This window comes from Pseudomonas sp. TWRC1-2 (genome assembly GCF_049896685.1).
GTDB lineage: Bacteria > Pseudomonadota > Gammaproteobacteria > Pseudomonadales > Pseudomonadaceae > Aquipseudomonas.
In genome coordinates this window covers 124071-136556 of the sequence record NZ_JAFCUU010000012.1, presented here as the reverse complement: position 1 = coordinate 136556, position 12486 = coordinate 124071, and the positions used below count along the sequence as shown (strand labels likewise).

The 12486-nt window shown below is 60.9% G+C and carries 10 protein-coding genes; 3 read left to right on the top strand and 7 right to left on the bottom strand.

What is annotated here, in order from left to right; genetic code table 11:
• Positions 1-239: 239 nt before the first annotated feature.
• The 7 genes from ACP7B3_RS27325 to gloB all read right to left on the bottom strand — a co-directional run bounded on the left by ACP7B3_RS27325 (position 240) and on the right by gloB (position 10124).
• Entirely contained in the window at positions 240-1853 is a 1614-nt protein-coding gene (locus tag ACP7B3_RS27325; protein ID WP_426182292.1) for an ABC transporter ATP-binding protein, read from the bottom strand.
• A 1-nt stretch (position 1854) separates the two neighbouring features.
• Positions 1855-2874 (bottom strand): ABC transporter permease, encoded by a 1020-nt coding sequence (locus tag ACP7B3_RS27320; RefSeq protein ID WP_426182289.1) that lies wholly within the window; start codon positions 2872-2874, stop codon positions 1855-1857.
• A 1-nt stretch (position 2875) separates the two neighbouring features.
• Positions 2876-3949: a microcin C ABC transporter permease YejB gene (locus ACP7B3_RS27315; RefSeq protein WP_119741592.1), complete on the bottom strand. Its 1074-nt coding sequence runs from the start codon at positions 3947-3949 to the stop codon at positions 2876-2878.
• Positions 3950-5782: an extracellular solute-binding protein gene (locus ACP7B3_RS27310; protein ID WP_262206465.1), complete on the bottom strand. Its 1833-nt coding sequence runs from the start codon at positions 5780-5782 to the stop codon at positions 3950-3952.
• Positions 5779-7608 (bottom strand): extracellular solute-binding protein, encoded by a 1830-nt coding sequence (locus ACP7B3_RS27305; protein WP_426182284.1) that lies wholly within the window; start codon positions 7606-7608, stop codon positions 5779-5781. The genes ACP7B3_RS27310 and ACP7B3_RS27305 overlap by 4 nt, the downstream gene beginning before the upstream one ends.
• A 237-nt stretch (positions 7609-7845) precedes the next feature.
• Positions 7846-9258 carry a transglycosylase SLT domain-containing protein gene (locus ACP7B3_RS27300; RefSeq protein WP_145165966.1) on the bottom strand — a complete coding sequence of 471 codons (1413 nt, stop codon included), beginning with the start codon at positions 9256-9258 and terminating at the stop codon, positions 7846-7848.
• Positions 9259-9356: 98 nt separating this feature from the next.
• A complete protein-coding gene (gloB, locus tag ACP7B3_RS27295; protein ID WP_145165967.1) occupies positions 9357-10124 on the bottom strand; it encodes a hydroxyacylglutathione hydrolase in 768 nt (255 codons plus the stop codon).
• A 65-nt stretch (positions 10125-10189) separates the two neighbouring features.
• Between gloB and ACP7B3_RS27290 the strand changes: the two genes are divergently transcribed.
• From ACP7B3_RS27290 to dnaQ, 3 genes are all read left to right on the top strand, one after another.
• The gene (locus tag ACP7B3_RS27290; RefSeq protein ID WP_242197634.1) at positions 10190-10948 is read left to right on the top strand and encodes a class I SAM-dependent methyltransferase; all 759 of its coding nucleotides are present in this window, start codon (positions 10190-10192) and stop codon (positions 10946-10948) included.
• A gap of 84 nt (positions 10949-11032) precedes the next feature.
• Positions 11033-11485: a ribonuclease HI gene (rnhA, locus tag ACP7B3_RS27285; protein WP_029291380.1), complete on the top strand. Its 453-nt coding sequence runs from the start codon at positions 11033-11035 to the stop codon at positions 11483-11485.
• Positions 11486-11564: 79 nt separating this feature from the next.
• Positions 11565-12305 (top strand): DNA polymerase III subunit epsilon, encoded by a 741-nt coding sequence (gene dnaQ, locus ACP7B3_RS27280; RefSeq protein ID WP_242197927.1) that lies wholly within the window; start codon positions 11565-11567, stop codon positions 12303-12305.
• Positions 12306-12486: the final 181 nt, after the last annotated feature.

Genomic DNA, 12486 nt, shown 5'->3' with positions numbered 1-12486 from the left:
GAACGCAGGTAGTACGGAGCGGGTAAACCGGCAGGACGCCGGTTTAGCCGCGACGGGGCAGGGACGGCCCGTCGCGGCGGCCCGCGGAGTAATGCCTGCGTGAGGGCACACCGAGCCTAAGCGAGGTGCCGAGTGGTGGGGCAAGAGCCTTTTGGTTACTTTTGGGCTCTTTTCAAAAGTGACTCGCCGTAAGGGCGAAACCAACCTCAGCCATCACCCAGTAACGGATATACACCCCGTCACCCCGAGACCCCAGCAGGCACCAAAAACGCCGCCTCCAACAACTGCCGCGTATAAACATGCTGCGGCTCAGCAAAAATCGCCGAAGCCTCCCCCTGTTCCACCACCTGCCCATGCTTGACCACCATCAACTGGTGACTCAAGGCCTTCACCACCGCCAAGTCATGGCTGATAAACAGATAGGTGAGGTTGTACTTGGCCTGCAAGCTGCGCAACAACTCCACCACCTGCCGCTGCACCGTACGGTCCAGCGCCGACGTCGGCTCATCCAGCAAAATCAGGCGCGGCTTGAGCACCAGCGCACGGGCAATGGCAATCCGCTGCCGCTGCCCCCCGGAAAACTCATGCGGATAACGGTGCCGCGACTCCGGATCCAGCCCAACCTCACGCAGCGCCGCAACAATCGCGGCCTCCTGCTCAACAGGCGTGCCCATCTTGTGAATCCGCAACCCCTCGCCAACAATCTCGCTGACGCTCATCCTCGGGCTCAAGCTGCCAAACGGGTCCTGAAACACCACCTGCATTTCCCGCCGCAACGGGCGCACCTGCTGCTGAGTCAGCCGGTCCAGCTGCTGGCCCTCAAAACGAATTCCGCCTTTGCTGGCGATCAAACGCAGGATCGCCAGGCCCAAGGTGGATTTGCCCGAGCCGCTCTCACCAACAATGCCCAGGGTCTGACCCTGAGGCAGGCTGAAATTGATACCGTCCACCGCCTTGACGTAATCCACGGTGTTACGCAAAAAACCTTTCTTGATCGGAAACCACACCTTCAGGTCATCAACTTCCAGCAAGGGCGGCCCGACGTCATTGGCCGCCGGCCCACCACTGGGTTCCGCCGCCAGCAACTCCTGGGTGTAAGGGTGCTGGGGCGACTGGAACAGCGTCTCGCAGTCAGCCTGCTCGACGATGCAACCCTTCTGCATCACGCACACGCGGTGGGCGATGCGCCGCACCAGGTTCAAGTCATGGCTGATCAGCAACAACGCCATGCCAAGGCGCGCCTGCAACTCCTTGAGCAACTCCAAAATCTTCAACTGCACCGTCACGTCGAGGGCCGTGGTCGGTTCATCCGCGATCAACAACTCCGGCTCGTTGGCCAGGGCCATCGCGATCATCACCCGCTGCCGCTGGCCGCCGGACAGCTCGTGAGGCAAGGCCTTGAGGCGCTTGTGCGGCTCGGGGATGCCCACCAGCTCAAGCAATTCCAGGGTGCGCCGGGTGGCGACCTTGCCAGTGAGCCCCTTGTGCAGGCCGAGCACTTCGTTGATCTGCTTTTCAATCGAATGCAGCGGGTTCAACGAGGTCATCGGCTCCTGGAAGATCATCGCAATACGGTTGCCGCGAATATGCCGGATGGTTTTTTCTTTGAGCGTCAGCAGGTCTTGCCCGGAATAGGTGATGGTGCCGGCCGGGTGGCGGGCCAGCGGGTAGGGCAGCAGGCGCAGGATCGAGTGGGCGGTGACCGATTTGCCCGAGCCGCTTTCGCCGACCAGGGCAAGGGTTTCGCCGCGTTTGATATCGAAATTGACGTTATTGACCACCCGGTGGTGATGGTCGCCGGTGACGAACTCGACACAGAGGTCGCGGACTTCGATCAGATTGTCCTGATTCATCTCATTTCCTCGGGTCGAAGGCATCGCGAGCGGACTCGCCGATAAACACCAGCAAACTCAACATGATCGCCAGCACGGCAAAGGCACTGATGCCCAGCCACGGCGCTTGCAGGTTGGATTTGCCCTGGGCCACCAGTTCGCCCAGCGACGGCGAGCCGGCTGGCAGGCCGAAGCCGAGAAAATCCAGCGCGGTGAGGGTGCCGATGGCGCCGGTGAGGATGAACGGCATGAAGGTCATGGTCGAGACCATGGCATTGGGCAGGATGTGCCGGAACATGATCGCGCCGTTCTGCATGCCCAGCGCGCGGGCTGCGCGCACGTATTCGAGGTTGCGCCCGCGCAGGAATTCGGCGCGCACCACATCGACCAGGCTCATCCACGAAAACAGCAGCATGATCCCCAGCAGCCACCAGAAGTTGGGCTGCACAAAGCTGGCGAGGATGATCAACAGGTACAGCACCGGCAAGCCGGACCAGATCTCCAGAAAACGCTGCCCGGCGAGGTCGACCCAGCCACCGTAGAACCCCTGCAAGGCGCCGGCGATCACGCCGATGATCGAGCTGAGCACGGTGAGGGTCAGGGCGAACAGCACCGACACGCGGAACCCGTAGATCACGCGCGCCAGTACATCGCGGCCCTGGTCATCGGTGCCCAGCAGGTTGACCGACGAGGGCGGGGCGGGCGCCGGTACTTTCAAGTCGTAGTTGATGCTCTGGTAGCTGAACGGGATCGGCGCCCACAGCGTCCAGGCGTCCTTGGCCTTGAGCAGTTCCTGGATGTACGGGCTCTTGTAGTTGGCCTCCAGCGGGAATTCGCCGCCAAAGGTGGTTTCCGGGTAGCGCTTGAGCGCCGGGAAGTACCAGTCACCGTCAAAGTGCACGGCCAAGGGCTTGTCGTTGGCGATCAACTCCGCGCCCAGGCTCAGCACGAAGAGGATCAGGAACAGCCACAGCGACCACCAGCCACGCTTGTTGGCCTTGAAACGCTCGAACCGACGGCGATTGAGGGGGGACAGGTTCATCTCAATGCTCCCGGCTGGCAAAGTCGATACGCGGATCGACCAGGGTGTAAGTGAGGTCGCCGATGAGTTTCACCACCAGCCCCAGCAAGGTGAAAATAAACAGCGTGCCGAACACCACCGGGTAGTCGCGGTTGATCGCCGCTTCAAAGCTCATCAGGCCCAGGCCGTCGAGGGAGAAGATCACTTCTACCAGCAACGAGCCGGTGAAGAAGATGCCGATAAAGGCGGACGGGAAGCCGGCAATCACCAACAGCATCGCGTTGCGAAACACGTGGCCGTAGAGCACGCGGTGGTGGGTCAGGCCCTTGGCCTTGGCGGTGACCACGTATTGTTTGTTGATCTCGTCGAGGAAGCTGTTTTTGGTCAGCAGCGTCATGGTCGCAAAGTTGCCGATCACCAGCGCCGTGACGGGCAGGGCCAAATGCCAGAAGTAATCGAGGATCTTGCCGCTCCAGCTCAGTTCGTCGAAATTGTTCGAGGTGAGCCCGCGCAAGGGGAACCAGTCCAGGTAACTGCCGCCGGCAAACACCACGATCAGCAGGATCGCAAACAGGAACGCCGGGATCGCATAACCGACGATGATTGCCGAACTGGTCCACACGTCGAAGTGGCTGCCGTGGCGCGTGGCCTTGGCGATCCCCAGCGGAATCGACACCAGGTACATGATCAGCGTGCTCCATAACCCGAGGGAAATGGACACCGGCATCTTTTCCTTGATCAGGTCGATGACTTTGGCGTCACGAAAGAAGCTGTCGCCGAAATCCAGCCGGGCGTAGTTCTTGACCATGATCCACAACCGTTCCGGCGCCGATTTGTCGAAGCCGTACATCTTCTCGATTTCCTTGATCAGCGCCGGGTCCAGGCCCTGGGCGCCGCGGTAGCTGGAACCGGCCACCGACACTTCGGCGCCGCCGCCGGCGATACGGCTGGTGGCGCCTTCAAACCCTTCGAGCTTGGCGATCATCTGTTCCACCGGGCCACCGGGAGCGGCCTGGATGATGATGAAGTTGATCAGCAAAATCCCGAACAGCGTGGGGATGATCAGCAACAGACGGCGAACAATATAAGCCAGCATTTAATCGCCTCCGCTCGCCGGATCGGCGCTTGTGTCCAGGGTAACGGCTGGTTTTACGTCAGGTTTGGCCCACCAGGTGGCGATGCCGACGTCGTAGCGTGGCGGGACTTTGGGGTGGCCCAGGTGATCCCAATAGGCCACACGGAAAGTTTTGATGTGCCAGTTGGGGATCACGTAGTAGCCGAACTGCAATACCCGGTCGAGGGCTTTGGCGTGGGCCACCAGGCTTTTGCGCGAGTCTGCATCGATCAGCTGTTCGACCAGTTGGTCGATGACCGGGTCCTTGAGGCCCATGTAGTTGCGGCTGCCGGGCTTGTCGGCACTGGAAGAGGCCCAGAATTCGCGTTGTTCGTTACCCGGTGAGGTCGATTGCGGAAAACTGCCCACCAGCATGTCGAAGTCGCGAGAGCGCAGGCGGTTGATGTACTGCGAGACGTCAACGCGGCGGATCACCAGATTGATGCCCAGGTCCGCCAGGTTGCGTTTGAACGGCAGCAATACGCGTTCGAAGTCGGTCTGGGTCAGCAGAAACTCGATGGTCACCGGTGTGCCGGTGGTGTCGACCATCTTGTCGTCGACGATCTTCCAGCCGGCTTCTTGCAGCAACTGGTAGGCCTCGCGCTGCTGGGTGCGGATCATGCCGCTGCCGTCGGTCTTGGCGGGCTCGAACGCCTGGGTGAAGACTTCGGCGGGAAGCTTGTCGCGAAACGGCTCCAGGATTGCCGTTTCATCCGGGCCCGGCAGGCCGGTGGCGGCCATTTCCGAGTTTTCAAAGTAACTGCGTGTACGCGTGTACGCGCCGTTGAACAGCTGTTTGTTGCTCCACTCGAAATCCAGCAGCAGGCTGATCGCCTTGCGCACCCGCACATCCTGAAACATCGGCTTGCGGGTGTTGAACACAAAACCCTGCATGCCGGTGGGGTTGCCGTTGGGGATTTCTTCCTTGATCAGCCTTCCCTGGGTGACGGCCGGGATGTTGTAGGCGTTGGCCCAGTTCTTCGCGCTGAATTCCAGCCAGTAGTCGAATTGCCCGGCTTTCAAGGCTTCGAGCGCCACCGTGCTGTCGCGGTAATAGTCAGTGATGCGGTTATCGAAATTGTAGAAACCCTGGGTGACCGGCAGGTCCTTGGCCCAGTAATCCTTCACGCGTTCATAGCGAACCATGCGCCCGGCCTTGACCTGCGCCACCTTGTACGGCCCGCTGCCCAGCGGTATTTCCAGGTTGCCCTTGGCAAAGTCACGGGTGGCCCAAAAATGCTTGGGCAATACCGGCAACTGGCCGAGGATCAGTGGCAACTCACGGTTGTTGGTGCGCTTGAACTTGAACAGCACGCGCAGCGGGTCTTCGGCCACCACTTCATCGACGTCGGCGTAGTAGGTGCGGTAGAGCGGCGAGCCGTCCTTGAGTAAGGTCTGGAAGGTGAAGACGACGTCTTCGGCGCGGATCGGGTGCCCATCGTGAAAGCGCGCTTCGGGGCGCAGGTAGAACCGCACCCAGCTGTTGTCGGGGGCCTTTTCGATCTTGCCGGCCACCAGCCCGTATTCAGTCACAGGCTCGTCCAGGCTTTGCATGGCCAGGGTGTCGTAGATCAACGGCAGGTTGTCTGCGGGAACGCCCTTGCTGATGTAGGGATTGAGGCTGTCGAAGCCGCCCATGCTCGATTCGCGAAAGGTGCCGCCCTTGGGCGCGTCGGGGTTTACGTAGTCGAAGTGCTTGAAGTCGGCGGGGTACTTGGGCGGCTCGTTGTAGAGGGTCAACGCGTGTTGCGGCGCGGCGTTGGCCGCGCTGCACAGCAACAGGCCGCTCAGGAATGCGTTGCGCAAATTCATCATTGGGCTTTCTCCGAAGCTTTCAGCCACCACGCGCTCAGGCCCAGGCTGTAAGGCGGCGTGGTGACAAAGGCGAACCGGTTGCGGTACGCCAAGCGATGATAGTTGAGGTACCAGTTGGGAATACTGTAGTGCTGCCACAGCAGCACCCGGTCCAGCGCGCGGCCGGCGGCCAGTTGTTCTTCGCGGGTCTGCGCCGCCAGCAGTTGTTCCAGCAGGCGGTCGACCACCGGGTTGGCGATGCCGGCGTAGTTCTTGCTGCCCTTGATACCGGCCTGGCTGGAGTGGAAGTACTGCCACTGCTCAAGGCCCGGGCTCAAGGTCTGGTTGAGGGTGATCAGGATCATGTCGAAGTCGAACTGATCCAGGCGCTGTTTGTATTGCGCGCGGTCAACGGTACGCAGGCGTGCGTCGATGCCGATGCTGATGAGGTTCTCGACATACGGCTGCAGGATGCGCTCCAGGTTCGGGTTGACCAGCAGGATCTCGAAGCGCAGCGGTTGCCCGTCACTGTTGAGCAGGCGCTGTCCCGACAGCTTCCAGCCGGCTTCGCCCAGCAACGCCAGGGCGCGGCGCAGAGTGTCGCGCGGAATGCCGCGACCGTCGGTCTGCGGCAGGCCGAAGGCTTGCGTAAACAGGTTGGGCGGCAGCTGGTCGCGGTACGGCGAGAGCATCAGCCACTCATGGCCCACCGGCACGCCAGTCGCGGAAAACTCGCTGTTGGGGTAGTAACTCAGGGTGCGTTTGTAGGCGCTGCTGAACAGGGTGCGGTTGGTCCATTCAAAGTCGAACATCAACCCCAGGGCCTCGCGCACCTTGGTCTGGGCGAAGGTCGGTCGCCGCGTGTTCATGAACAGGCCCTGGCTCTGGGTCGGGATCTGATGGGCGATCTGCGCCTTGATCACGTCGCCGCGGTTGACCGCCGGGAAGTTATAGCCGGTGGCCCAGTTCTTGGCCTGGTGCTCGATATAGATATCGAATTCGCCGGCCTTGAAGGCTTCGAACGCCACGTCGCTGTCGCGGTAGAACTCCACTTCGACGTTGTCGTAGTTGTAGAAACCCTGGTTCACCGGCAGGTCTTTGCCCCAGTAATCCTTGACCCGCTCGAACACCAACTGCCGGCCAGGCGTGACCTTGGTGATGCGATAGGGCCCGCTGCCCAGCGGCGGCTCAAAGGTCGTGGCCTTGAAGTCGCGGTTTTTCCAGTAGTGCTGGGGCAATACCGGCAGCTCGCCCAGGCGCAGGATCAGCAGCGGGTTGCCGGCGCGCTTGAACACAAAGCGAATGCGATGGCGGTTGAGGATATCGACCCGCGCCACTTCCTGCAGGTTGGTGCGGTATTGCGGGTGGCCATCGGTCAGCAGGGTGCGATAGGAAAACGCCACATCATAGGCGGTGATCGGCTTGCCATCGTGGAAACGTGCTTCGGGGCGCAGGTTGAACACCACCCAACTGCGGTCCTCGCTGTATTCCACCGACTGGGCGATCAGCCCGTAGCTGGAGGTGGGTTCGTCGCCGGACGGCGCGTACTGGCCGGTGCCGACCATCAACGGCTCGTTCAGCTCATTGACGCCGTATTGCAGGAAATTGGGCGTGGAAACCGGGCTTGAGCCCTTGAAGGTGTAGGGGTTGAGCGAATCGAAGGTGCCAAATGCCATGACCCGCAGTGTCCCGCCTTTTGGCGCTGCAGGGTTTACCCAATCGAAGTGGGTGAATTTGGCCGGGTACTTGAGTGTGCCGAACTGCGTATAACCGTGGCTCTCGGTAATCGTCGCGTTCGCCGCAAAGCTCAAGGCCAGACTTATTAGTAGAAGGAGGGGACGCTTCAAGTCAGAGATCCGATCCAGGCGGCTTGGGCTTTATGATCGGTACAGTAACAGCTTGTTCCAGCTGGAAAAAGGCTGTTGGAAAGCTCCTGGTCAGGGGCTGATAAGGTATTGAACAGTGTGCAGAACAAATGTGGGAGCGGGCTTGCCCGCGATAGCATCAACTCGGTGCAACTGATGCACCGAGGTGTTTGCATCGCAGGCAAGCCAGCTCCCACACGGGCCAGCGTTTACGCAGGTTTACCTTGGCCCGGAAACCACCAGCATCTGGCCTGGCTTGAGTGCCTGGCCGGTGCGCGGGTTCCAACGCTTGAGGTGTTGCATCTCAACGTTGAAGCGCTTGGCGACGATGTACAGCGAGTCGCCTTTTTTGACCTTGTACTGCACCGGCTTCTTGCTGTCAGCCTTGGCCACCAGCTTGCGCGTGTCCTGCATCACCAGGGTCTGGCCGACCTTGAGGGCCTGGCCGTTGAGCTTGTTCCAGCGCTGCAGGTCATGCACATCGACCCTGTTCGCCTTGGCGATCAGCGTGAGGTTGTCGCCACTGCGCACTTTGTAGCTGCGGCTGCGCCCGGCCACGCGCGCGGTCTCAACTTCGTCGAACACCTGCTTTTTCGGGCGCATGGCCAGCAGTTCTTCGGGCTTCATCATCGAAAGCGTGCTGGTGAGCAAATGCGCCTTGGAACTCGGCACCAGCAGGTGCTGGGGGCCGTCGAGGGTGGTGCGTTGTTTCAGGGCCGGGTTGAGCTGGAACAGTTCGTCTTCGTCGATTTCAGCCAGCGCGGCAACCCGTGACAGGTCCATGCTTTGCTTGACTTCAACCACTTCGAAGTACGGGGTGTTGGCGATCGGGCTCAGGTTGACGCCATAGGCCTCGGGGGCCAGCACCACCTGGGACAATGCCAGGAACTTGGGCACGTAGTCCTTGGTTTCCTGGGGCAGGGGCAGGTTCCAGTAGTCGGTCGGCAGGCCGAGCTTTTCGTTACGCTCGATGGCCCGGCTGACCGTGCCTTCCCCGGCGTTGTACGCCGCCAGGGCCAGCAGCCAGTCGCCGTTGAACATGTCATGCAGACGTGTCAGGTAGTCCAGGGCGGCGGTGGTGGAGGCGGTGATGTCGCGGCGCCCGTCGTAGGCGCGGGTCTGGCGCAGGTTGAAGTAGCGCCCGGTGGAGGGAATGAACTGCCACAAGCCGACCGCATCGCTGCGCGAGTAGGCCATTGGGTTGTAGGCACTTTCAATCACTGGCAGCAGCGCCAGCTCCAGGGGCATGTTGCGTTCTTCAAGGCGTTCGACGATGTAATGAATGTAGAGGCTGCCGCGTTCTCCGGCGTTCTCCAAAAAGGACGGGTTGCTGGCGAACCACAAACGCTGTTGCTCGATGCGCGGGTTGACGCCCAGGCCGTCCTGCAATTGAAAGCCCCGTCGCATGCGTTCCCAGACATCCTGGGGCACTTCGGGGCTGGGCTTCTCTGAGAGCCAAATAGGTTTTTGCTTGATCTTGGCGGCAAGATTGGGTTTGGGTTGCACGGTGGATTGTGCAGCGAAATGAGTCGATTGGCAGCCCGCCAGAGTAGCGGACACAGCCACCGCCACGGCTTGAGCCAGGCGGGTCAATGCGTCTGAAGAAATGGATTTACGAATAGATGACGACATTGGCTGGAAGTAAGTTCCGGGCAAAAATGTCGGGCGATTCTAGAAAGCGCTTTGGTTCCGGTCAACCATTCAGAAAATCCGTATCAGATTGCATCCGCTTAGAACTTATCTTTCCACGCCCTCAAGCTAGCAAACACCTCGGCCCCAGAGCGGTTATCGCGCCCATTCCGTTCGTCCGCTTTTTGTTTAACGGATGTTTCGGCGGTACGCAAAAAAGGGTTAGTACGTTTTTCCAGGGCGAGGTTGGACGGCAACGTCATCTCGCCGTGGGCCCGCAATTGCTTGACCTGCTCGACCCGTTCGGCAATATCGGCGTTGTCAGGCTCCACCGCCTGGGCAAATTTGAGGTTACTTTGTGTGTATTCGTGGGTGCAGTACACCAGGGTCTCGGCTGGCAGGGCGGCAAGGCGTTCCAGCGAGGTGTACATCTGTTGCGGCGTGCCTTCGAACAGACGGCCGCAGCCGGCGGCAAACAGCGTGTCGCCACAGAACAGCAAGCCTTGATGGTAAAAGGCGATATGGCCGAGCGTATGGCCCGGCACGCTATAAATGTCGAAGTCCAGGCCCAGTACGCTGACACGGTCGTTGTCCTGCAACGCGACGTCCCGCGCCGGGATGTTCTCGTTTGCCGGCCCGTAGACCTTGGCGTTTGTCACACGTTTGAGTTGCTCGACGCCGCCGACATGATCATGGTGATGGTGGGTGATCAGGATGTCGCTGAGGGCCCACTGCGGATTTTGTTCGAGCCAGGCCAGCACCGGCGCGGCATCGCCGGGGTCGACCACGGCGCAGCGCAGGGTTTGCGGGTCTTGTAACAACCAGATGTAGTTGTCGGTGAAGGCGGGTAGGGCACTGATCTGTATCATTCTTCGATTCGCCAAGCTGAACACATTGGTGCATCTTAGAACGTCTAGGCGAGTTGGAGAATGCAATGACTGATAAAGCGTTCGCCCAGGCCGATCCTGAGTGGCTGGCCCTGATCGGCGCAGCCCGTGAATGGCTGTCCGGGCCGATCGGGCAATTTTTGCTGGATGAAGAACGGCGCATGCTCGAAGACGAGCTGGGCCGGTTCTTTGGTGGCTATCTGGTGCACTACGGCCCGTCTGCGCAGACGCCGCCTTCTGCGCCTCAGGTGCAGCGCAATGTGCGCCTCGGTGCACCGTTGCCGGGTGTGGAGATCGTCTGCGAGGAGCAGGCCTGGCCTTTGAGCGAGCACGCCGCCGACGTGGTGGTGTTGCAGCATGGCCTGGATTTTTGCCTGTCGCCCCATGGTTTGTTGCGCGAAGCCGCGAGCAGTGTGCGCCCGGGAGGCCATTTGCTGATTGTCGGCATCAACCCCTGGAGCAGCTGGGGTCTTCGCCATGTGTTCGCCCATGATGGCCTGCGCCAGGCACGCTGCATCTCGCCGTCGCGGGTGGGCGACTGGCTGAACCTGCTGGGCTTTGCGCTGGAGAAACGCCGCTTCGGGTGCTATCGTCCGCCGCTTGCGTCGGCCAAGTGGCAAGGCCGTCTGGCGGGCTGGGAGCGCCGGGCGGGCGCCTGGCAATTGTCGGGCGGCGGCTTCTATTTATTGGTCGCGCGCAAGATCGTGGTCGGGCTGCGGCCGGTGCGTCAGGTGCAGCGCCAGCCCATGGGCAAGCTGGTGCCGATGCCGATGGCCAAGGTCAATCGCAAGCAAAGCGAACCGTAAACCTCTTTTTGATGACCGCCGAATTTTTCGGCCTCGGGATACTGTCGGTCGATGATCGCCAGCCCGTTTTGATGGATGCAACCGATGACCGATAGCGTAGAACTCTTCACCGATGGCGCCTGCAAAGGCAACCCCGGCCCCGGCGGCTGGGGCGCCTTGCTGGTGTGCAAGGGCGTGGAGAAGGAATTGTGGGGCGGCGAAGCCAATACCACCAACAACCGCATGGAGCTGATGGGGGCCATTCGTGGCCTGGAAGAGCTCAAGCGCCGTTGTGACGTGCTGTTGGTGACCGACTCGCAGTACGTGATGAAGGGCATCAACGAGTGGATGGTCAACTGGAAAAAGCGCGGCTGGAAAACCGCGGCCAAGGAACCGGTGAAGAACGCCGACCTCTGGCAGTTGCTCGATGAGCAATGCAATCGCCATAACATCACCTGGAAATGGGTGCGTGGGCACATCGGTCACCCCGGCAACGAGCGCGCCGACCAGTTGGCCAACCGGGGTGTGGATGAAGTGCGCGGCTACAAACAGAGCTGAGCCGACTGACGTGTTAACATCGCGCCCTTTGACGCACACCACACTGCATACCACCGTTGAGAGCTGAACCCTGATGGCCATCCGATCTGTTGTACTCGATACCGAAACCACCGGCATGCCGGTGACCGATGGTCACCGGATCATCGAAATCGGCTGTGTCGAATTGATGGGTCGCCGTCTTACCGGGCGTCACTTCCACGTCTACCTGCAACCGGACCGTGACAGTGACGAGGGCGCGATCGGCGTCCACGGCATCACCGACGAGTTCCTCAAGGGCAAGCCGCGCTTCGCCGAAGTGGCTGACGAGTTTTTCGAATTCATCAACGGCGCCCAGCTGATCATCCACAATGCGGCGTTCGACGTCGGCTTCATCAATAACGAATTTGCCCTGATGGGGCAGACCGAGCGTGCGGATATTTCCCGACATTGCTCGATCCTCGACACCTTGATGATGGCGCGCGAGCGCCACCCCGGCCAGCGCAACAGCCTGGATGCCTTGTGCAAACGCTACGGCGTCGACAACTCCGGCCGTGAACTCCACGGCGCCTTGCTCGACTCCGAGATTCTGGCCGACGTTTACCTGACCATGACCGGCGGGCAAACCAGCCTGTCCCTGGCCGGTAACGCCTCCGACGGCACCGGCTCGGCAGAGGGCTCGGGTAATCGCCCTTCGGAAATCCGCCGCCTGCCGGCTGATCGCAAGCCGACCACCATCATCCGTGCCAGTGAGCAGGATCTGGCTGAGCACGCGGCGCGGCTGGAAGCGATTGCCAAGTCGGCGGGCGCGCCGGCGTTGTGGTCGCAGCTGACCCAGCAATAGCCTCGGTCGAACACGGTTAAAAAATGTGGGAGCTGGCTTGCCTGCGATAGCGGCAGGCCAGCCAACATATCTGTGACTGATCCACCGCCATCGCAGGCAAGCCAGCTCCCACTGTTGATTTGCAGCGCCTTGGAAATCTTCATTCGCCACATCCGCTCCCAGCTTCTACCCTGAGTACATA